Raw genomic sequence first — 22,047 nt, 5'->3', positions numbered from 1 at the left:
ACCCGGCCAGTCGACGGCGAATGACGGGGTTAGCGATGCGCGAGTCCGTACAAGCAGAGGTCATGATGAGCTTCCTCGTGTCCGAGGAGCTCTCCTTTCGCATTCCGGTGGAGCTGCGCTATGAGACCAGTGATCCCTATGCCGTGCGGCTGACCTTTCACTTGCCCGGTGATGCCCCGGTGACCTGGGCTTTCGGGCGGGAATTGCTGATCGACGGCGTCGGCAGACCGTGCGGCGAGGGCGATGTGCGGGTCACGCCGGTCGAACCGGACGCGTTGGGCGAGGTGCTGATCCGCCTTCAGGTGGGCAGCGACCAGGCATTGTTCAGGTCCTCGACGGCACCGCTGGTCGCCTTTCTCGATCGCACGGACAAGCTGGTCCCGTTGGGCCAGGAGGGTTCGCTCGCCGATTTCGACGCCCACCTCGACGAGGCCCTCGACCGCATCCTCGCGGAGCAGGGCGCCGGGTGAGACCCGGCCGGCGGCGTGGTGGAGTAACGCTTCACCGGACGCCGCCGAGCCGTGCAGGAACGCTTCTCCGTGTGCGTCCCCCCCCCGGAGGGATCAGCGCTTGCGGCGCCGGCCCCGCCCCGCGCGCACCGTGGCGGTCTCCACCGCGGGTTCCGCTCCCGGCCGGTCGGCCGAGACCACCAGCGCCGCCAGGGCCGTGGTGACCGGCACCGACGCGACCAGACCGATCGAACCGATCAGCGTGCGCACGATCTCCTCCGCGACCAGTTCGCTGTTGGCCACCGTGCCCACACCGCTCTGCGCGATGGAGAACAGCAGGAGCAGCGGCAGCGCGGCGCCCGCGTACGCGAGGACGAGCGTGTTGACGACCGAGGCGATGTGGTCGCGGCCGATCCGGATGCCCGCGCGGTACAGCCCGCGCCAGCCCATCGACGGATTCGCCTCGTGCAACTCCCAGACCGCGGACGTCTGGGTGACCGTCACGTCGTCGAGGACGCCGAGCGAGCCGATGATGACGCCGGCGAGCAGCAGACCGCTCATGTCGATCGTCGGGTAGAGCCCGTGGATGAGACCGGTGTTGTCGTCGGTGTTGCCGGTGAGCGCGGCCCAGCCGATGAACACCGAGCCGAGGACGCCGATCAGCAGCAGCGAGACGAGGGTGCCGAGCACCGCCACGGACGTCCGTGCGGACAGGCCGTGACACAGGTAGAGGGCGATGAGCATGATGGCGCTCGCGCCGACCACCGCCACGACCAGCGGGTTCGAGCCCTGCAGGATCGCGGGCAGGATGAACAGGTTCAGGACCATGAAGCTGATGGCCAGGGCGACCAGCGCCATGACGCCCCGCAGCCGCCCGACGGCCACGACCGCCAGCGCGAAGATGCCGGCGAGCAGCGCCAGCGGCACCCGCCGGTTGACGTCCGTGACCGAGTACTGAAGGTCCCTGGGCGCCGAGGGCTCGTAGGCGACCACGACCTCCTGGCCCTTCTCCAACTGGCGGGACTGGTCCGGCTGGACGATCTCGGTGAAGGTGCGGCCCTTGTCCTTGCCGCTGTCGACCCGGATCGTCGCCCGTTTGCAGGTGCCGTTCTCCTGCTGCACCGCTGAGGAGCCCTCGGCGGTGGAGGTGTCACCGGTCGGCGGGACCCCCGACGCCCCGGCCTCCTTGCAGCTGACGTCCACGACCTCGGTGACCGTGGCCTGCTGCGTCTGCCGGTCGAAACCGACGCCGGTGCGCTCGTGCTCGGGGGCGCCGCCGGGCCAGAGCACGGCGAGACCGACCAGCACGGCCGCGGCGAACGGGATCAGGATCGCCGCGATGACCTTGCGCAGATGCATCGAGACGGGCGTGGCCGGACCGTGGCTGTGCGAGTGACCGTGTCCGCCGCCGGGCACGGGCCCGTGGCCGTGACCGTGGCCGTCATCGCCACCGGCGCCCTGACCACCGCCGCCGGGCACGGGGCCCTGACCGCCGCCCCCGGGGCCGGAACCCGGCCCGGGGGAGCCCGAGCCCTGACCGCCACCGAAAGCGTCACCCGGGCGTTCACCGGCGCCCGGGCGGTATCCGCCGCCCTCGCCGTATCCGCCGCCCTGGCCATGGCCGTGGCCACCTCCGGACGCGGGCCCGTGGCCGTGACCGGCGCTGTCTCCCCGGCCGTACCCGCCACCGGAACCCGGCTGGTACGCGTTGCCGGAACTCGGCTGGTACGCGTTGCCGGAACCCGGCCGCCCGTGATCGCCGCCGTTTCTCGGGCCGTGGCGACCGCCGTCGCCCCGCGCCGCGTACGCGCCATCGCCGTCGGGCGCGTACCCGCCACCGGCGCGCGGTGCGTACCCGCCGTTGCCCAGCGGCCCGGGTCCGCCGGTGCTCGGCGGCCCGGATCCGCCCGTGGCCCGCGGCGCGGGCCCGCTGCTGTTCCGCGGCTCGGACCCGCCCCCCGACTGCTGGCCGTGCCCGCGCCCCTGTCCGCGGGCAGGACCGTGCCCGGCCCCGGCTGAGGCATCTCGGCCGTCACCAGGGCCGTTGCCGTGTCCGGCGCCGGATCCGCGGGGCGGTTCGGGCGGAGGGTACGGAGGGCGCTGTGTCGTGGTCACCGACCGATCATCGCAAGAACGACGGGGGCCCTCTGTTCACCGCGCCAAGATTGCCGCTAGCGTGGAGGCACCTTTTGTACACGCGGGAGCTCGGAGCACCGGGCTGAGAGGGCGCTGACCTCCGTCCCAGCGATGTTTCACATGAAACATCACCGAAGTCGAGTGATGTTTCACACGGAACGTCGGCAGACGGAAGCCGCTGCGTCGACCGCCGAACCTGTTACCGGGTAATGCCGGCGTAGGGAGTAGGTCACATGACCAACAAGGACGCACGCACGCCTGCCTCCGTTCAGGACGGACAGTCCGAGGAGGCCGGGAAGTCCATCGGCTGGCACAAGGCGTATGTCGAGGGCAACCGCCCTGACCTGCGGGTGCCGGTCCGTCAGGTGCATCTCACCAACGGGCAGTCGGTCACCCTGTACGACACATCCGGCCCGTACACCGATCCACTGGTCGAGACCGACGTCCGCAGGGGCCTGCCGCCGCTGCGCGAGAACTGGATCATCGCCCGCGGCGACACCGAGGAATACGCGGGCCGCCCCGTCCGTCCCGAGGACGACGGCATCAAGCACACCTCACCCCGAGGCGGCCTGCGCAACCTCGACGCCGTCTTCCCCGGGCGGCCGCGCCAGCCGCGGCGGAGCCGGGACGGCAAGGCCGTCACCCAGCTCGCGTACGCCCGCCGCGGCGAGATCACGCCCGAGATGGAGTACGTGGCCATCCGGGAGAACGTGTCGCCGGAGGTCGTGCGCGACGAGATCGCGGCGGGCCGGGCGGTACTCCCGGCCAACGTCAACCACCCGGAGATCGAGCCGATGATCATCGGCAAGCGGTTCCTGGTGAAGGTCAACGCCAACATCGGCAACTCGGCCGTGACGTCCTCCATCGAGGAGGAGGTCGAGAAGATGACCTGGGCGACCCGCTGGGGCGCCGACACGGTCATGGACCTGTCCACCGGCCGCAACATCCACACCACGCGCGAGTGGGTGCTGCGCAACTCCCCCGTCCCCATCGGCACCGTGCCGCTGTATCAGGCCCTGGAGAAGGTCGACGGCCGCGCCGAGGAACTGACCTGGGAGATCTACAAGGACACGGTCATCGAACAGGCCGAGCAGGGTGTGGACTACATGACGGTCCACGCGGGCGTGCGCCTGGCGTACGTGCCGCTGACGGCGAACCGCAAGACCGGCATCGTCTCCCGCGGCGGCTCGATCATGGCCGCCTGGTGCCTCGCCCACCACAAGGAGTCGTTCCTCTACGAGAACTTCGAGGAGCTCTGCGAGATCCTCGCCGCGTACGACGTCACGTACTCCCTCGGCGACGGCCTGCGGCCCGGCTCCATCGCGGACGCCAACGACGAGGCGCAGTTCGCCGAGTTGAGGACGCTCGGGGAACTCAACCGCATCGCCAAGCGTTTCCACGTACAGACCATGATCGAAGGCCCGGGCCACGTCCCGATGCACAAGATCAAGGAGAACATCGACCTTCAGCAGGAGATCTGCGATGAAGCTCCGTTCTATACGCTCGGCCCGCTGACCACGGACGTCGCGCCGGCGTACGACCACATCACCTCCGGCATCGGCGCCGCGATGATCGCCTGGTGGGGCACGGCGATGCTCTGCTACGTCACGCCCAAGGAGCACCTGGGCCTGCCGAACCGCGACGACGTGAAGACCGGCGTCATCACCTACAAGATCGCCGCCCACGCGGCCGACCTGGCCAAGGGGCACCCGGGCGCGCAGGAGTGGGACGACGCGCTGTCCGACGCCCGTTTCGAGTTCCGGTGGGAGGACCAGTTCAACCTGGCCCTCGACCCGGACACGGCACGGGAGTTCCACGACGAGACGCTCCCGGCGGAGCCCGCCAAGACGGCCCACTTCTGCTCGATGTGCGGTCCCAAGTTCTGCAGCATGAAGATCTCGCAGGACATCCGCCGTGAGCACGGCGGCAGCCGGACCGAGATCGAGGAGGGCATGGCTCTGAAGTCGAAGGAGTTCGCGGCGAGCGGGAACCGCGTGTATCTGCCCATCGCGGACTGACCGGGCCTCCCGGCCCGTCACGGAACCAGCACGGCGGCGCCTGCCCGGCCCGAGATCCCCAAGGTCGCTGACCTGGACGGGATCGATGTGGGCACGGGCGCCGTGGGCGCCGTCCCCGGCATGGTGTGCGCCGTGCTGTTCCAGCAGCCGTCCGGTACCTGCTCCGCGACGACCGGATCCACCGGTGTGCCCGATGGCACCCGCGCTGGAACACCTCGCGCTGGTGCACGCTTTCAGCCGCCGCGTGGTCGAGCGGTGGAGGCACAGGTCCTCCGCCGCCTGTGAGGAAGGCGGGCCGGGGTGCCCGGATTGCGCTCCCTGGAGCTCGTGCCCGCGAGGGGAGCGCAAACCGTCGGGCGCCCTGGCTGGGCAGCGACGGCTACTCCGGCTGGTGCTCGGGTCCGCCGAAGTCCGGGCTGGTGTAGTCCGGGCTGCTGAAACTCGGCCGCGAGCCGCGGCTGCCGTCGTCCGGGCTGCTGAAGCCCGGGCGGTCGTAGCCGAGATGGGGCATGCGGCTGACCGGCGCGGTCGTGGACGTGGGGTGCAGCGCGGCGGCCGCGCCGGGGTCGGCGAGGGCCTCCCGCAGGAAGGGCAGGATGCCGCGCTCCACCAGTGCTTCCCGCCAGGCCTCTCTGGCCTGCTCGACCTCCCTCTGCAACTCGCCGTAGGGGCCGCTTTCGGCGGTCGGCTTGTTGCGCAGGGCGGTGAGCAGCAGTCCCACGGCGGCGACGAGGATCGCCACCGCGGTGACGGCGCCGAAGACCCAGCCCGTGGTGAGCATGGTGCGGGCGAACCCCTGGTCCGGGTCGAGCATCTGCAGGATGTAGCCGACCAGGAGGAAGATCGCCGCGGCGGTCCCGGCCAGGACGGGCGCCAGGACGGCGACGACGGCGATGGCCCCGGCGCCGGCGGTTTCGGCGGCGACCTCCCCCATGGTGGCCGCGAACCCGGACCCGCCCGCGCCCGGCTCACCCGAGCCGGACTCGCGCACGGACGGCGAGCTCGACGACGCCGGCTGACGGAGTTCGTCGCGGACCTTGACGTAGTGCTGGTACTCGGCCGACGCGGCGGCCGTGATGAGCGCGGTGGCGTTCAGCGCCATCGTGCGCAGCTGTTCGGAGTTGAGCCGCTGTCCGACGGCGGCCAGTTCCGGGCGGTGTGGTGCGGAGCGCAGCGCCTCATCGAGGATCCGCTCGTAATCCTGGCGGTCCTCACTCAGCAGGTGCTGCGGAACGCTGTTCATCTGCATCCCCCGATGCTCCGTAGGGCTTGTGGCTCGGCATGCTGACGAGCCGTCGGGCAGAAACGGAGGGGAGCCTGCTACGGATAAGCCGATGGTAGAGCGGTGACGGTGGGCGGTGACAGGGGGTTTACCGAAATTGGCCCTTCACCGGTCCGGTCCACTGGCGGGACACACCCGCCCGGCGGACGGTCACGTGGCCAGTGGCAGCTGCTGGACCAGCAGTTTTCCGGCCATGGTCACGCCGCCGTCCATCGCGATGGCGAGTCCGTCGGCGTAGACGTGCGGTCCCTCGACGACGGGGTCGGTGCTCTCCTCGTCCTCCTCGGAGCCGACCTCGCCCAGCAGATACGGGATCGGGCTGTGGCCGTGAACGATGCGGGTGCCCCCGTACGTATCGAGCAGGGAGCGCACGGCGGCGGCGCCGCCCTCGTCACGGAAGGAGAACCGCTTGGTGAACTTGCGGAACAGGTCCCAGACCTCGTCCGCGTCGTTGCGCGTGAGCGTCTCGCGGACGGTGTCGTTGACCTCTTCGATGGAGCGGCCGTAGTCGAGGTAGGCGGTGGTGTCGGAGTGCACGAGCAGGTGGCCGTCCACCTCCTCGACGGCGTCCAGCCGGGCCATCCACTGCAGGTGGTGGTCCTGGAGGCGGTCCATGTCGGTCTTCTGGCCGCCGTTGAGCAGCCAGGCCGCCTGGAAGGTGGCGGTGCCCGCGCCGGAGTTGACGGGCGTGTCGCCGAACCGCTTGGCGCCCAGCAGCAGCAGCTCGTGGTTGCCCATGAGCGCCTTGCAGTAGCCGCCGGCCGCCGCGGCTTCGGCGGACAGCCGCATCACGAGGTCGATGACACCGATGCCGTCCGGACCGCGGTCGGTGAAGTCGCCGAGGAACCACAGCCGGGCGGTGCCCGCGCACCAGTGGCCGGCGGCGTCCAGCAGGCCCTTCTCCTGGAGGGCGGCCACCAGCTGGTCGAGGTAGCCGTGCACGTCGCCCACGACGTACAGCGGGCCCTGTCCGGTGATGGCGGGCGCGGCGGCGGTCTCGGGGTCGACGGTCACCTGGACAGTGTCACCCCGGTTGACGACGGGAAGGTCGCGCTGGGTCGGCGTGTATCCCTCGGGGTAGGTCTCCTCGGGTGGCGGGGCCACCTCGCCGGGGTGGACGCTGTGGACGTACGGACCGGTCTCGTGGACGTACGCGGGCACCCGGAAGTCGCGCAACGTCGCCGTCCGCTCCACCTCGGGTCCCTGACCGGCCCCCTGAGTCATCGACCCCTCCACCATCGCGCCGCATCTGCACCGCATCGGACTGCCTGGTCGTAGCGGCCCGTCGGTGTCGTGGGCCCATCATAGGAATGCGGATCGCGCCATGTGATGACCCAGGGGTGGTGAATCGGAGCAAGACTCCACTTCACCGCGGCTTTCGCCCCGATTGAGACGGGCTTCGACCACCGTGTGACCGTCCTCGCTCTTCCTCTCTTCGCGAGAACGCTTCCTTCTCTCCGGGGGACCGGCCCCGTTTCTCCCCAGAGCGGGACCCTCCTCCGGCCCGGTCGGGGACCTATGTCTCCTCGGGTGAGCGCGGCGGGCTGACCGTCGTGCGCGGCGGGCGCCGCTGGGACGACGTGCGCACGATCAGCTCCGTCGGTATCACCTGCTCCACCGGGTGGTCGGATTCCGATCCCTCGATGGCGTCGATCAGCAGCTGCACCACCGCCGTGCCGATCCGGCGCGGCTTCAGGGAGAGCGTGGTGATCGGCGGCTCGGTGTTGGCGTACACGGTGGACTCGCTGCAGCAGACCAGCAGCAGGTCGTCGGGGACGCGCAGGCCGTAGCGGCGGGCGGCGGCCAGCAGGTCGGTGCCGTTCGGGTCGAACAGTCCGTAGACGGCGTCGGGGCGGTCCGGCCGGGCGAGCAGCCGGTCGGCGGCGACGGCGCCCGCGCACGGATCGTGCGCCGGGTAGGCCTCGTAGACCGGGTCCTGGCCGACGCGCTCGCACCAGCGCAGGTACGCCGTGGTCGACAGGTGGGTGTACGTGTCGGTGGTCGTGCCGGTCAGCAGGCCGATGCGGCGGGCGCCGGCGTCGGCGAGGTGGTCGAGGATGCCGAGGACGGCGGCCTCGTGGTCGTTGTCCACCCAGGCCGTGACCGGCAGCGCACCGGCCGGGCGGCCGTCCGAGACGACCGGGAGGCCCTGCCGGACCAGTTCGCTGACGACGGGGTCCTGGTCGGAGGGGTCGATGACGACCGTGCCGTCCAGAGCGACGTTCGACCAGACGTCGTGGCGGGAGGTCGCGGGCAGGATGACGAGGGCGTATCCGCGGGCGAGCGCGGCGGAGGTGGCGGCGCGCGCCATCTCGGCGAAGTACGCGAACTCGGTGAAGGTGAAAGGTTCATCCCCGTACGTGGTCACGGTCAGGCCGATGAGGCCCGACTTCCCGGTACGGAGGGTCCGGGCGGCGGCTGAGGGCCGGTAGCCCAGCCGGTCGGCGACCTCTCGGACGTGGCGCCGGGTGGCGTCCGGGAGCCGGCCCTTGCCGTTGAGGGCGTCGGAGACGGTCGTGATGGAGACTCCGGCGGCGGCGGCCACGTCTCTGATACCCGCCCGACCCGGCCGGCTGCCTCGCCGTGAGGTTTCCGCGCGGCTCACCTGGTGCTTCCCTGCTGCTGTCATGGCGAGCCGATAGTAGGGCTCATGCGGTGGGGTAGTGCGGACGCATATGCACGCGTTGACAGGCACGTTTCTGCATGATCATTAAGGCTCAATTGCCGTTGAAAGCAAGGGCGTTGAACGCTCTCATGCCAGTACGTGACTTGTCGGCCCGCGCGGACCTGCCAAGGGGTCGAGGTTGCGAAGAGGTCTCAACTCACCTGCACGGGGGACGCGCGCCACGGCGTACACCACCGGCGCGTAGATATATGTGCAGCGCGCCCCCGAATTCGTACGCCTTCGTACAGCGATGCCCCTGATGCCGGTGGGACGCGGGGGGCCGGCGTCCGCCGGTTCGTCGTGGCTATACGCAGCGGCGTCGAATCCTCATAAGGTGAGGAGTATTGGATGTCGGCGGCGGTCATGGGCCGCCGGTCTTCGCGAGGAGGACTGCGGTGAGCGAGACGAGCCCGAAGCTTCGCGCCGAGCTGGAGGGGATCCCCACCTACAAGCCGGGCAAGCCGGCCGCGGCCGGCGGGCCGGTGGCCTACAAGCTGTCCTCCAACGAGAACCCCTATCCGCCGCTGCCCGGCGTGATGGAGACCGTGACGGCAGCGGCCTGCACCTTCAACCGCTACCCGGACATGGCCTGCACCGGGCTGATGAACGAGTTGTCCGAGCGGTTCGGCGTGCCGCTGACCCACCTGGCCACCGGTACCGGCTCCGTCGGCGTCGCCCAGCAGCTCGTCCAGGCCACCTCCGGCCCCGGCGACGAGGTGATCTACGCCTGGCGGTCCTTCGAGGCGTACCCGATCATCACGCAGATCAGCGGCGCGACCTCGGTCCAGGTGCCGCTGACCGACGGTGACGTGCACGACCTGGACGCGATGGCCGACGCGATCACCGACCGCACCCGGCTGATCTTCGTCTGCAACCCCAACAACCCGACCGGCACGGTGGTCCGGCGGGCGGAGCTGGAACGCTTCCTCGACCGGGTCCCCGGAGACGTCCTGGTGGTGCTCGACGAGGCCTACCGCGAGTTCATCCGCGACCCCGAGGTGCCGGACGGCGTCGAGCTGTACCGCGACCGGCCCAACGTCTGCGTCCTGCGGACCTTCTCCAAGGCGTACGGCCTCGCCGGCCTGCGGGTCGGATTCGCGATCGCCCATGAGCCGGTGGCGGCGGCGCTGCGCAAGACAGCCGTGCCGTTCGGCGTGACGCAGCTGGCGCAGGAGGCGGCGATCGCCTCGCTGCGGGCCGAGGACGAGCTGCTGGGGCGGGTCGGCTCGCTGGTGTGCGAGCGCACCCGTGTGGTCGACGGGTTGCGCGCCCAGGGCTGGACGGTTCCCGAGACGCAGGCCAACTTCGTGTGGCTGCGGCTGGGGGAGCGCACGGTGGCCTTCGCGGAGGCGTGTGAGCAGGCCGGTGTGGTGATCCGGCCGTTCCCCGGCGAGGGCGTGCGGGTGACGGTCGGAGAGACCGAGGCGAACGACATCTTCCTGAAGGTGGCGGAAGGGTTCCACAAGGAGCTCTAGCGACGGAGCAGGGCAGCGGAGAGAGCCGGTCGGCGCTGGGCGCCGGCCGGCTCGTCGCGTATCCGGGCGCCTGTTTCACGTGAAACGGGCGCTTTTCGTCCTGGGCGGTCAGGGTTGACGAGCGTCACATGGGGGCCCCTCCGTGTCTCGAAAGTGCGTGCTGCATAATGGCTTGTGAATGTGAACGCTTTCACAAGCGTATGTAAGGAGCGGCGACGTGGACCTGGCTTTGGCGCCGGAGACCCTGGCGCGATGGCAGTTCGGCATCACCACCGTCTATCACTTCCTGTTCGTCCCCCTGACGATCTCGCTGGCCGCTCTGACGGCCGGGCTGCAGACCGCCTGGGTGCGCACGGAGAAGGAGAAGTACCTCCGGGCGACCAAGTTCTGGGGCAAGCTCTTCCTGATCAACATCGCCATGGGTGTGGTCACCGGCATCGTGCAGGAGTTCCAGTTCGGGATGAACTGGTCGGACTACTCCCGCTTCGTCGGTGACGTCTTCGGTGCGCCGCTCGCCTTCGAGGCCCTGATCGCCTTCTTCTTCGAGTCCACCTTCATCGGCCTGTGGATCTTCGGCTGGGACAAGCTGCCCAAGAAGATCCACCTGGCCTGCATCTGGATGGTCTCGATCGGCACGCTGCTGTCGGCGTACTTCATCCTCGCCGCGAACTCGTGGATGCAGCATCCGGTCGGCTACCGGATCAACGAGGAGAAGGGCCGGGCCGAGCTCACCGACTTCTGGCTGGTGCTGACCCAGAACACCACGCTCAACCAGGTCTTCCACAGCTTCAGCGCGGCGTTCCTGACGGGCGGCGCCTTCATGGTGGGGATCGCCGCCTTCCACCTGCTGCGCAAGAAGCACATCCCGGTGATGCGGACCTCGCTGCGGCTCGGCCTGGTCACCGTCGCCGTCGGCGGCCTGCTGACCGCGGTCAGCGGAGACACCCTCGGCAAGGTCATGTACGAACAGCAGCCCATGAAGATGGCCGCCGCCGAGGCCCTGTGGGACGGCGAGAAGCCGGCGCCCTTCTCGGTGTTCGCGTACGGCGACGTCGACGAGGGCCACAACAAGGTGGCCCTGGAGATACCCGGCCTGCTGTCCTTCCTGGCCCACAGCGACTTCGAGTCGTACGTGCCGGGCATCAACGACACCAACAAGGCGCTCCAGGAGGAGTTCGGCCCCGGTGACTACAAGCCCATCGTCCCCGTCGCCTACTGGGGCTTCCGCTGGATGATCGGTTTCGGCATGGCGTCGTTCTCGATCGGCCTGCTGGGACTGTGGCTCACCCGGAAGAAGTTCCTGCTGCCCGCGGCCCACCGGACCGGTGACGACGAGATACCGCATCTGGTCCTGTTCCGGAAGCCGCTCCAGCCGCGCCTCACCCGCCTCTACTGGCTGGTGGCGGTCTGGACGATGGCCTTCCCGCTGATCGCCAACTCCTGGGGCTGGATCTTCACCGAGATGGGCCGTCAGCCGTGGGTCGTCTACGGACTGTTCCAGACGCGGGACGCGGTCTCCCCCGGTGTCTCGCAGGCCGAGGTCCTCACGTCGATGATCGTCTTCACCGTGCTGTACGCGATCCTCGCGGTCATCGAGGTCAAGCTGCTGGTCAAGTACGTCAAGGCGGGCCCGCCCGAGCTCACCGAGGCCGACCTCAACCCGCCCACGAAGATCGGCGGCGACCTCCGTGACGCCGACAAGCCGATGGCCTTCTCCTACTAGGCCGAGGGAGCCGCACCGTCATGGAACTGCACGACGTCTGGTTCGTTCTGATCGCCGTCCTGTGGACCGGCTACTTTTTCCTGGAGGGCTTCGACTTCGGCGTCGGAGTGCTCACCAGGCTGCTTGCCCGCAACCGGCCCGAGAAGCGGGTGCTGATCAACACGATCGGACCCGTCTGGGACGGCAACGAGGTGTGGCTGCTCACGGCGGGCGGCGCGACCTTCGCCGCCTTCCCCGAGTGGTACGCCACGCTGTTCTCCGGTTTCTACCTGCCCCTGCTGCTCATCCTGGTCTGCCTGATCGTCCGGGGTGTGGCCTTCGAGTACCGCGTCAAGCGGCCCGAGGAGAGCTGGCAGCGCAACTGGGAGACGGCGATCTTCTGGACCTCGCTGCTGCCCGCGTTCCTGTGGGGGGTGGCCTTCGCCAACATCGTGCGCGGCGTGAAGATCGACCGGGACTTCAACTACGCCGGTGGCGTCCTGGACCTGCTCAACCCGTACGCGCTGCTGGGCGGTCTGGTCACGCTGACGCTGTTCACCTTCCACGGGACGGTGTTCGTCGGGCTGAAGACCGTCGGCGAGATCCGGGAGCGGGCGCGGAAGCTGGCGCTGCGCGTCGGAGCGGTGACCGCCCTGCTGGCCCTCGCCTTCCTGCTCTGGACGCAGTCCGACCGGGGCGACGCCGGATCCCTCGTCGCCGTGGTCGTGGCCGTGGCGTCGCTGGTCATGGCGCTGGTCGCGGCCCGGGCCGGGCGTGAGGGCTGGGCGTTCACCCTGTCGGGCCTCACCATCGTCGCCACGGTGGCGATGCTGTTCCTGACGCTGTTCCCGAACGTCATGCCGTCGACACTGAACCCGGACTGGAGCCTGACGGTCACCAACGCCTCGTCCAGCCCCTACACGCTGAAGATCATGACTTGGTGTGCGGCGATCGCCACGCCGGTCGTGATGGTCTACCAGGGCTGGACGTACTGGGTCTTCCGCAAGCGGATCGGTACCCAGCACATCGCCGAGCCCGCGCACTGAGGTGTGTTTCACGTGAAACCGATCGATCCGCGTCTGCTCCGTCACGCCCGTGCCACCCGGGGCTTCCTGGTGGCGGTCGTCGCCCTGGGAGCGCTTGGGGCCGGGCTGGTCATCGCGCAGGCGATGCTCATCGCCGAGGTGGTGGTCGGCGCGTTCCAGCACCGCATGGCGGTGTCCGCGCTCGGCACTCCCCTGCTGCTCCTGGTCGCCGTCGCGGTCGGGCGGGCGCTGGTCGGCTGGCTCACCGAACTCGCCGCGCACCGGGCCAGCGCGGCGGTGAAGTCGGAGTTGCGGGGACGGCTGCTGGAGCGGGCCACCCGGCTCGGGCCGGGCTGGCTGAGCGGGCAGCGGACCGGTTCGCTGGTCGCCCTGGCCACCCGGGGCGTCGACGCGCTCGACGGCTACTTCTCCCGGTACCTGCCGCAACTGGGCCTGGCAGTGGTCGTGCCGGTGGCGGTGCTGGCGCGGATCGTCACCGAGGACTGGGTCTCGGCGGCCATCATCGTGGGCACCCTGCCGCTCATCCCGGTCTTCATGGTGCTGATCGGCTGGGCCACCCAGTCCCGGATGGACCGTCAGTGGCGGTTGCTGTCGCGCTTGTCCGGACACTTCCTGGACGTCGTCGCCGGGCTGCCGACGCTGAAGGTCTTCGGGCGGGCCAAGGCCCAGGCCGAGTCCATCCGCCGCATCACCGGCGAATACCGGCGGGCGACCATGCGGACCCTGCGGATCGCCTTCCTCTCCTCCTTCGCCCTGGAACTGCTCGCGACGATCTCGGTGGCCCTGGTCGCCGTGACGATCGGCATGCGGCTGGTGCACGGCGAGATGGACCTCTACATCGGCCTGGTCATCCTGATCCTGGCGCCGGAGGCGTATCTGCCGTTGCGGCAGGTCGGGGCGCAGTACCACGCGGCCGCGGAAGGGCTCGCCGCGGCCGAGGAGATCTTCGAGGTCCTGGAGACACCCGTACCGGTGTCCGGCTCCCGGACCGTGCCCGAGGGCCCGCTGTCCTTCGAGGGCGTGACCGTCCGGTACCCGGGCCGGTCGGGTGACGCCGTCTCCGAGGTGACCTTCCGTGTCGAGCCCGGGGAGACGGTCGCGCTGGTCGGACCGAGCGGTGCCGGCAAGTCGACGCTGCTCGGTGTCCTGCTGGGGTTCGTCGCCCCGGCCGAGGGGCGGGTCCTGGCCGGGGGAGTCGATCTCGCCGACGCGGACCTGGAGCAGTGGCGGTCCCGGATCGCCTGGGTCCCGCAGCGGCCCCATCTGTACGCCGGGACCATCGCCGAGAACGTACGGCTGGCGCGGCCCGGGGCGGACGACGACGCCGTGCGGCGGGCGCTGCGGGACGCCGGAGCGCTGGAGTTCGTGGACGCGCTGCCCGAGGGGGCCGCCACCGAACTCGGCGAGGAGGGGGCCGGGCTGTCCGCCGGGCAGCGGCAGCGGCTCGCGCTGGCCCGGGCGTTCCTCGCGGACCGGCCCGTGCTGCTGCTCGACGAGCCGACGGCGGCCCTGGACGGAGCCACCGAGGCCGAGGTCGTGGCAGCGGTGCGGCGGCTGGCGGCCGGGCGGACCGTGCTGCTGGTGGTGCACCGGCCGGCGCTGCTTCAGGCGGCGGACCGGGTGGTCCGGCTGGCCGAACCGGAGACGCCCGGGACGTCGGCCGCGCCTGCCGCGGTCCGTGGCACGCGGTCCGTCGAGACCGTCACGCCCGGCCCGGCCGCCCCGGCCGGGCCCGTCGACGTGGCCGACTCCGGCGGAGTCCTCGCGCGCGTCCGCGCCCTGTCCGGCGCCCGGCGCGGGCGGCTCGGCCTCGCGCTGCTGCTCGGCAGTCTCGCGCTGGGCAGCGCCGTGGGGCTCATGGCCACCTCCGGGTGGCTGATCTCCCGGGCTTCTCAGCAGCCGCCCGTGCTGTACCTGATGATGGCCGTGACGGCGACGCGGGCCTTCGGTATCGGACGGGCCGTGTTCCGGTACGCCGAGCGGCTGGTGTCGCACGACGCCGTGCTGCGGATGCTGGCGGACACCAGGGTCGCGGTGTTCCGCCGGCTGGAGCGGCTGGCCCCCGCCGGACTGCGGCGGACCCGGCGGGGCGACCTGCTCTCGCGGCTCGTCGCGGACGTGGACGCCCTGCAGGACTACTGGCTGCGGTGGCTGCTGCCGGCTGGGGCGGCCGTCGTCGTGTCGGCCGCGTCCGTCGGCTTCACGGCGTGGCTGCTGCCCGAGGCCGGGGCCCTGCTCGCGGCCGGGCTGCTAGCCGCCGGTGTGGGTGTGCCGCTGGTCACCGGTGCCGTGGCCCGGCGGGCCGAGCACCGGCTGGCCCCGGCCCGCGGGGTGCTGGCCACACGGGTGGCCGATCTGCTCACCGGCACCGCGGAACTGGCCGTCGCCGGTGCCCTGCCCGCGCGGACCGCCGAGGCTCGCGAGGCCGACGGGGTGCTCACCCGGATCGCCTCCCGCGCCGCCACCGCCACCGCACTCGGTGACGGGCTCACCGCGCTGATCTCCGGACTGACCGTGACGGCCGCCGCCCTGGTCGGGGCACAGGCCGTTGCAGCCGGGCGGTTGGACGGCGTCGCCATGGCCGTTGTCGTCCTGACCCCGCTCGCCGCCTTCGAGGCCGTACTCGGGCTGCCGCTGGCCGTGCAGTACCGGCAGCGGGTGCGCCGCAGTGCCGAGCGGATCTTCGAGGTGCTGGACGCGCCGGAGCCCGTGGCGGAGCCGCAGCGGCCCCGGCAGGCACCCGCGTCGCCGTTCCCGGTGGCCGTCAGGGGGCTGGCCGCGCGGCACCCGGGGCAGGAGCGGAACGCGCTGGCCGGACTGGACCTGACCCTGGAGGAGGGCCGCCGGATCGCCGTGGTCGGGCCCTCCGGTTCCGGCAAGACGACGCTGGCCCAGGTGCTGCTGCGGTTCCTCGACGCGCACACCGGGACCTACACGCTGGCGGGTGTGGACGCGTGCGCCCTGGACGGGGACGACGTCCGGGCGCTCGTCGGGCTGTGCGCCCAGGACGCCCACCTCTTCGACAGCTCACTGCGCGAGAACCTGCTGCTCGCCAGGAAGGACGCCGGCGAGGACGACCTGCGCGCCGCGCTCGGCCGGGCCCGGCTGCTGGACTGGGCCGACAGCCTGCCCGACGGGCTCGACACGCTCGTCGGCGAACACGGGGCGCGCTTGTCCGGGGGGCAGCGGCAGCGGCTGGCTCTGGCCCGGGCGCTGCTCGCCGACTTCCCCGTCCTGGTGCTCGACGAGCCCGCCGAGCACCTCGACCTGGCGACGGCCGACGCGCTCACCGCCGACCTGCTGGCCGCCACCGAGGGCCGTACGACACTGCTCATCACCCACCGGCTGGCGGGTCTGGAGGCGGTGGACGAGGTGATCGTGCTGGACCGGGGACGCGTGGTGCAGCGCGGGCGGTACGAGGACCTGGTCGCGGCGCAGGGGCCGTTGCGGGCGATGGCGGAGCGCGAGGCCGCGTCGGAGTCGCTCGTCGCCGTGCCCTAGGCGGACGCATGGGGAGCGAGGCGCTGGGCCGTTCGGCTCAGCTCGTCCCCCGGCCGCACGACATGAACGCGACCGGGGACCGCCCTTGGGTGACGATCGCTGACATGCGCTCATTTCGCCGCCACCGCGTGGTCGTTCCGGTCCTGCTGTGCGGGCTGGCGGTCCTCGCGGCCCGGCCCTCGACCGCGGTCAAGGATCCGGCCGACCCCTCCGGCGGCCCCGCAGGCCACGGCGCCGGCGCGGCCACGGGTCTCAGCGCCGAGGTGATGAGGCTGTACGAGGAGGCCGCGGTGGCGACGCAGCAGTACGAGGCCGGCCGCGAGGAGGCGGAGGAGCAACAGGCCAGGGCCCGGCGGGCGGAGGAGCTCCTCGGCACCCAGCGGCGGCACATCGCGGCCCTGCACGAGGACCTGGGCCGCATCGCCCGCGCCCAGTACCGCACGAGCGGGGGCCTGCCGGTGGCCGCCCAGATGATCCTGGCCGGCAGCCCGGACGGCCTGATGCGGGGTCACCACGCGTTCGCACAGGCCGATCTGGCCGTGAACAACGCGATCTCCAAGAACCGCCGGGCCGAGGCCCGCCTCGCCGCCGACGAGGCGAAGGCCGCGGCCGAGTGGCAGGCGCTGGAGAAGCGGAACACCCAACTGGCCGCGCTGAAGGCGGACATCGAGCAGAAGCTGGAGTCGGCCCGCTCCCAGTTGCAGGGGCAGGCGGACGCCGCGGTCGCCGCCGGGGCGTGCCGGGGGGCCGTACGGCTCGACCAGCCGGAGACCGGCTTCACGAGCGAGTGGGTGACTCCTGTGGAGACGTACGTGCTGTCGTCGTCCTACGGCAGTGGCGGTGCCCGGTGGGTGAACCGGCACACCGGGCAGGACTTCGCGGTGCCGATCGGCACGCCGGTGCGGGCCGTGGGGGCGGGGCGGGTGGTGCGGGTGTCCTGCGGCGGGCCCTTCGGGATCGAGATCGTGCTGCGGCACGCGGGCGGTTACTACACGCAGTACGCCCATCTCGCGTCCGTCGCGGTCGACCAGGGCGAGCACGTCAGCACGGGGCAGTGGATCGGGCAGTCGGGCACCTCGGGCAACTCCACCGGGCCGCACCTGCACTTCGAGACACGGGTCACGCCGGAGTCGGGTTCGGCGGTGAACCCGGTCTCCTGGCTCGCGGCGCGCGGAGTGTCGCTCTGACCGGCCGGGCCTGCGGAAGGCCGCTCCGACCGGCCCGATCTACCGATGTCCTCCGGACCGGTCAGTCACGCGCCCGGAGCCGCTCCGCCACCAGCCGCTCGATCACGACCGCGACCCCGTCGTCGTTGTTCGCCACGGTCTGCCCCGAGGCCGCGGCGACGACGTCCGGGTGGGCGTTGCCCATGGCGTACGACCGGCCCGCCCAGGTCAGCATCTCGACGTCGTTGGGCATGTCGCCGAAGGCGACGACCTCCTCGTGCGAGATGCCGCGCTCGGCGCAGCACAGGGCGAGGGTGCTGGCCTTGGACACCCCGGGGCCGCTGATCTCCAGCAGGGCGCTGGGGCTGGAGCGGGTCACGTTGGCGCGCTCCCCGATGGCGAGCCGGGCCAGGGTCAGGAAGGCGTCCGGGTCCAGCTCGGGGTGGTAGGCGAGGATCTTCAGCACCGGCTCGCCGGCCGCCCGGTGACGCGCGGAGAGCAGCTCCTCGGCAGGGGCGAGGCTGTCCGGTATCTCCATGTGCAGCTTCGGGTACGCCGGCTCCTGGTAGAAGCCGTACGTCTGCTCCACCGCGTACACCGTGCCCGGCGCCGCCTCGCGCAGCAGGCGTACGGCGTCCAGGGCGTTGTCCCGGGCCAGCTCGCGCACCTTCACGAACCGGTGGGACCCGGGGCCGCCGTGCAGGTCGACGACGGCGGCGCCGTTGCCGCAGATGGCCAGGCCGTGGCCGTGCACATGGTCGCTGACCACGTCCATCCAGCGGGCCGGCCGGCCCGTGACGAAGAAGACCTCGATGCCCGCTTCCTCGGCGGCGGCCAGCGCGGCGACCGTGCGCGGGGACACCGACTTGTCGTCGCGCAGCAGGGTGCCGTCGAGATCGGTGGCGATCAGCCGCGGGGGAAGGGTCTCGGCCGCGGTTTCGTGCTGTCGGGTCGCTGAGGTCACCCGGCCATTGTCCCGCATATGCCTGCACGGGCGTGCGGGCCCGTGCACAGGTGAGTGGATACTGCCCTCACCTGTACTTCCCGCCCGGGAACACACGCCGGTGCGCTCAGCGCAGCTGCGCCGGCGCCTCCATGGCGATCTGCTCGAAGACCTTCTCGTCGGTCGCGAAGACCGAGTCGGGGATCGGCCAGTGGATCACGAGCTCCGTGAAGCCCAGCTCGGCGTGCCGCCCGGCGAAGTCGACGAAGGCGTCCAGCGACCGCAGCGGGTCGGTGCGGTCCGGGGTGAACCCGGTGAGCAGGATCCGGTCGAGGCCGGTCATGTCGCGGCCGGTCTCGGCGCAGATGTCGGCGAGTCGGTCGGCCTGTCCGCGAATGGCCTGAATCGACTGTTCCGGGGTGCCGTTCTCGTACAGCTTGGGGTCACCGGTGGTGACCCATGCCTGTCCGTACCGGGCGGCGAGGCGCATGCCCCGCGGCCCGGTCGCGGCCACCGCGAACGGCAGCCTGGGGCGCTGCACACAGCCGGGGATGTTGCGGGCCTCATGGGCCGAGTAGAAGTCGCCCTCGTACGACACCGCGTCCTCGCTGAGCAGCCGGTCGAGGAGCGGGACGAACTCGGCGAGGCGGTCGGCGCGCTCACGCGGCGTCCACGGTTCCTGGCCGAGCGTGGTGGCGTCGAAGCCGGAGCCTCCCGCGCCGATGCCCAGCGTGACCCGTCCGCCGGAGATGTCGTCGAGGGAGATCAGCTCCTTGGCGAGGGTCACCGGGTGCCGGAAGTTCGGCGAGGTCACCAGCGTGCCCAGCCGGAGATGGTCGGTGATGCTCGCGGCGGCGGTGAGTGTCGGCACGGCCCCGAACCACGGGCCGTTCCGGAAGGTCCGCCAGGACAGATGGTCGTAGGTGTACGCGGTGTGGAAGCCGAGCTGCTCGGCACGGGTCCAGGCCGCACGGCCGCCGTCGTGCCAGCGGCGGTAGGGGAGGATCACGGTGCTCAGACGCAGACTCATGCCCTCGAGCCTAAGGGAGCACGATGCCTCCCTCATGTTTCACGTGAAACGGTCACTGCGCGGAGTCGGATGGAAACGGCAGGTCAACGGCTTCGGGAAGGCGCAGATAGCGGGGTGGGACGGCCTGGGTCAGCCATACGCCGTTCGCGCTGACGTGGAAGACATGGCCGTCGCGATGCATGGCGTCGGCGTCCACCGTCAGGACGACCGGCCGGCCGCGGCGTGCGCCCACACGGGTCGCCGTGTCCCGGTCGGGTGAGAGATGCACGGCATGCCGGCTCATCGGCCGCAGGCCCTCGGCCCGGATCGCGTCCAGATGGCGGGCGACCGTGCCGTGGTAGAGGCGCGCGGGCGGGCTCGCCGACGGCAGGCCGAGGTCGACTTCGACACTGTGGCCCTGACTGGCACGGATCCGGGTGCCGTCGACGGCGAAGCGCCTCTTGTCGTTGGCGGCGACCACGTGATCGAGTTCGTCGCGGGTGAACCGGAAGCCGTGGGCGGCGGCCGCGGCGATCAGGGTGTCGATCTCCACCCAGCCGGCCGCGTCGAGGGTGAGGCCGATCCGTTCCGGCTGGTGGCGCAGATGCTTCGACAGGTACTTCGACACCTTCACGGTGCGTCTCTCGTCCATGCCACCAGGGTGGGGGAGAGACGTGAATCACGCGATTGAGTTTCACTCTCCAGGTTTGATCCACAACCAGGTGACGTTATCCACAGGGTCAGGGCCCCATTCTGTGGACAACTGGGCGTCACGGGGCGGGTATTGGCGCTCCGTCACACCGGAGGCCTGACCCGAGCGATCCTCCGCAGCACCCCCGGGGCGAGCCGCGACAGGACCCGCGCGGTGCGGGCCTCCGGTGTCACCGCGAGCACCGGCTCGTCGCGCACGACCGCCCGCAGGATGGCCCGGGCGACCTTTTCCGGCGGGTAGTTGCGCAGCCCGTACAGCCGGGCGGCGCGCTGCTGGAGCCGCTTCTCCTGCGGCCCGTCGACCCCGGCGAAGTGCGCCGTCGACGTGATGGCGGTGTTGACGAAGCCGGGACAGACCGCCGTCACACCGATCCCCTGCCCGGCGAGTTCCGCCCGCAGACACTCGCTGAGCATCAGCACGGCCGCCTTGGAGGTGCTGTAGGCGGGCAGCGCCCGGGAGGGCTGGTAGGCCGCGGCGGAGGCCACGTTCACGATGTGGCCGCCCTGGCCCCGCTCGGCCATCCGCCGGCCGAAGAGCCGGCAGCCGTGGATGACGCCCCACAGGTTGACGTCGAGGACCTTCTTCCAGTCCTCCGTCGTGGTGTCGAAGAACGAGCCGGACAGTCCGATCCCGGCGTTGTTGACCAGGACGTCCACCACGCCGTACGCGCCGGTGACCTTCTCCGCGAGCTCCTCCATGGCCTGCTCGTCGGAGACGTCGGCCGTCTCCGCCCAGGCCTCGGGCGCGCCGGCCCGGCGGGACGCCTCGGCGGTGCGGGCGGCCGCCTCGGCGTCGCGGTCGACGGCCACCACACGCGCGCCGGCCTCCGCGAACGCCAGTGCCGTGGCCCGGCCGATACCGCTGCCCGCGCCGGTGATCAGCACGAGCTGCCCGGAGAACCGCTCGGCGTGCGTCCCGCTCGCCTCCGCCGGCGCCCCGTGGCCCTCCTCCACGGACGTCACGAACTCCCCGATCCACGCGGCCAGCCGGTCCGGACGGGTCCGCGGGATCCAGTGCCCCGCCCGGATCGTCCTGCGGGTCAGCCGCGGCACCCACCGCTCCAGCTCGTCGTCGAGCCGCTCCGACAGGAACCGGTCCTCCACGGGCGTGATGACCTGCACGGGCGCGTGCGCGTGCGCGTCCTGGCGTGGGCTGCGCATCCGGGGCCGGACGTTGTCCCGGTACAGCCAGGCCCCGTGGGCGGCGTCCGAGGGCAGGGACGAGGTGGGGTAGTCGCCGCGCGGCACCTTCTCGACCCGCTCCAGCACCTTCGGCCAGTGCTTGCCGAGCGGCCCGCGCCAGGCCAGCTCGGGCAGCACGGGCGTGTGCAGCAGGTACACGTACCAGGACCGGGCGCCCTGCCCGAGGAGCTGCCCGACCCCGCGCGGGGTGGGGCGCTTCACACGCCGGTCGATCCAGTGCCCGAAGTGGTCGAGGGACGGCCCGGACATCGACGTGAAGGAGGCGATGCGGCCCTCGGTGCGCCGGACGGTGGTGAACTCCCAGGCCTGTACCGATCCCCAGTCGTGCCCGACCAGGTGCACCGGACGGTCCGGACTCACCGCGTCCGCGACGGCCAGGAAGTCGTCCGTCAGCTTCTCCAGCGTGAAGCCGCCGCGCAGGGGCCGCGGGGCCGTGGACCGGCCGTGGCCGCGGACGTCGTAGGCGACCACGTGGAACTCCCCGGCCAGCCGTGCGGCGACCTGCGACCAGACTTCCTTGCTGTCGGGGTAGCCGTGCACGAGGACGACCGTCGGCCGTGCCGGATCACCCAGCTCGGCCACGCACAGCTCGACCCCGCCGGTCCGCACCCAGCGCTCCCGTGCACCCGTGAGCAACGTCATCCGGCGAATCTGGCAGTTGTTAGAGAGTTCGTCAATAGCGGCTCCCCGGTCGTGGTGCCCGCTCGTGGTAACCCTTGAGGAGCAGGCCCCCTAAGGGCC

General features: G+C 71.3%; 16 protein-coding genes. 8 read left to right on the top strand and 8 right to left on the bottom strand.

The window, feature by feature from the left end:
* Positions 1-35 precede the first annotated feature (35 nt).
* On the top strand, positions 36-470 hold the full coding sequence (locus ACPXCS_RS04305) for an SsgA family sporulation/cell division regulator (RefSeq protein ID WP_031115219.1): 435 nt from the start codon (positions 36-38) through the stop codon (positions 468-470).
* Positions 471-563: 93 nt separating this feature from the next.
* Here ACPXCS_RS04305 and ACPXCS_RS04300 read toward each other — a convergent pair whose 3' ends face one another.
* The gene (locus ACPXCS_RS04300; protein ID WP_425944368.1) at positions 564-1,928 is read right to left on the bottom strand and encodes a YibE/F family protein; all 1,365 of its coding nucleotides are present in this window, start codon (positions 1,926-1,928) and stop codon (positions 564-566) included.
* Between ACPXCS_RS04300 and ACPXCS_RS04295 the strand changes: the two genes are divergently transcribed.
* Both ACPXCS_RS04295 and thiC read left to right on the top strand, forming a co-directional pair.
* Entirely contained in the window at positions 1,842-2,468 is a 627-nt protein-coding gene (locus ACPXCS_RS04295) for a hypothetical protein (protein WP_425944541.1), read from the top strand. The genes ACPXCS_RS04300 and ACPXCS_RS04295 overlap by 87 nt on opposite strands.
* 350 nt (positions 2,469-2,818) lie before the next feature.
* Positions 2,819-4,603 carry a phosphomethylpyrimidine synthase ThiC gene (gene thiC / locus ACPXCS_RS04290; RefSeq protein ID WP_425944369.1) on the top strand — a complete coding sequence of 595 codons (1,785 nt, stop codon included), beginning with the start codon at positions 2,819-2,821 and terminating at the stop codon, positions 4,601-4,603.
* Positions 4,604-4,982: 379 nt separating this feature from the next.
* On the opposite strand, the gene ACPXCS_RS04285 is transcribed toward thiC, so the two are convergent.
* From ACPXCS_RS04285 to ACPXCS_RS04275, 3 genes are all read right to left on the bottom strand, one after another.
* Complete coding sequence (locus ACPXCS_RS04285; RefSeq protein ID WP_425944370.1) at positions 4,983-5,852, bottom strand: hypothetical protein; 870 nt, start codon at positions 5,850-5,852, stop codon at positions 4,983-4,985.
* A gap of 183 nt (positions 5,853-6,035) precedes the next feature.
* The gene (locus tag ACPXCS_RS04280) at positions 6,036-7,124 is read right to left on the bottom strand and encodes a metallophosphoesterase (protein WP_425944371.1); all 1,089 of its coding nucleotides are present in this window, start codon (positions 7,122-7,124) and stop codon (positions 6,036-6,038) included.
* 277 nt (positions 7,125-7,401) lie between these two features.
* Complete coding sequence (locus ACPXCS_RS04275) at positions 7,402-8,514, bottom strand: LacI family DNA-binding transcriptional regulator (RefSeq protein ID WP_425944372.1); 1,113 nt, start codon at positions 8,512-8,514, stop codon at positions 7,402-7,404.
* 431 nt (positions 8,515-8,945) lie between these two features.
* On the opposite strand from ACPXCS_RS04275, the gene hisC reads away from it, so the two are divergent.
* From hisC to ACPXCS_RS04250, 5 genes are all read left to right on the top strand, one after another.
* Positions 8,946-10,025 (top strand): histidinol-phosphate transaminase, encoded by a 1,080-nt coding sequence (hisC, locus tag ACPXCS_RS04270; RefSeq protein WP_425944373.1) that lies wholly within the window; start codon positions 8,946-8,948, stop codon positions 10,023-10,025.
* A gap of 217 nt (positions 10,026-10,242) precedes the next feature.
* Positions 10,243-11,748, top strand: a complete 1,506-nt coding sequence (locus tag ACPXCS_RS04265) for a cytochrome ubiquinol oxidase subunit I (protein WP_425944374.1) — start codon at positions 10,243-10,245, stop codon at positions 11,746-11,748.
* 20 nt (positions 11,749-11,768) lie between these two features.
* Positions 11,769-12,773 carry a cytochrome d ubiquinol oxidase subunit II gene (gene cydB / locus ACPXCS_RS04260; RefSeq protein ID WP_425944375.1) on the top strand — a complete coding sequence of 335 codons (1,005 nt, stop codon included), beginning with the start codon at positions 11,769-11,771 and terminating at the stop codon, positions 12,771-12,773.
* A 12-nt stretch (positions 12,774-12,785) separates the two neighbouring features.
* Positions 12,786-16,274, top strand: coding sequence for a thiol reductant ABC exporter subunit CydD (gene cydD, locus ACPXCS_RS04255; RefSeq protein WP_425944376.1), 3,489 nt, complete (start codon positions 12,786-12,788; stop codon positions 16,272-16,274).
* Positions 16,275-16,378: 104 nt separating this feature from the next.
* On the top strand, positions 16,379-17,461 hold the full coding sequence (locus tag ACPXCS_RS04250) for a M23 family metallopeptidase (RefSeq protein ID WP_425944377.1): 1,083 nt from the start codon (positions 16,379-16,381) through the stop codon (positions 17,459-17,461).
* 61 nt (positions 17,462-17,522) lie between these two features.
* On the opposite strand, the gene ACPXCS_RS04245 is transcribed toward ACPXCS_RS04250, so the two are convergent.
* The 4 genes from ACPXCS_RS04245 to ACPXCS_RS04230 all read right to left on the bottom strand — a co-directional run bounded on the left by ACPXCS_RS04245 (position 17,523) and on the right by ACPXCS_RS04230 (position 21,948).
* Complete coding sequence (locus ACPXCS_RS04245; RefSeq protein ID WP_425944378.1) at positions 17,523-18,422, bottom strand: HAD family hydrolase; 900 nt, start codon at positions 18,420-18,422, stop codon at positions 17,523-17,525.
* Positions 18,423-18,510: 88 nt separating this feature from the next.
* Positions 18,511-19,413, bottom strand: coding sequence for an LLM class flavin-dependent oxidoreductase (locus tag ACPXCS_RS04240; RefSeq protein ID WP_425944379.1), 903 nt, complete (start codon positions 19,411-19,413; stop codon positions 18,511-18,513).
* Between the two features lie 52 nt (positions 19,414-19,465).
* Entirely contained in the window at positions 19,466-20,044 is a 579-nt protein-coding gene (locus ACPXCS_RS04235) for an RNA 2'-phosphotransferase (protein ID WP_425944380.1), read from the bottom strand.
* 143 nt (positions 20,045-20,187) lie between these two features.
* Positions 20,188-21,948, bottom strand: coding sequence for an SDR family oxidoreductase (locus ACPXCS_RS04230; RefSeq protein WP_425944381.1), 1,761 nt, complete (start codon positions 21,946-21,948; stop codon positions 20,188-20,190).
* Positions 21,949-22,047 lie beyond the last annotated feature (99 nt).

Source organism: Streptomyces sp. DT190, assembly GCF_049846985.1.
GTDB lineage: Bacteria > Actinomycetota > Actinomycetes > Streptomycetales > Streptomycetaceae > Streptomyces.
This window is presented reverse-complemented; position numbering and strand designations above follow the sequence as displayed.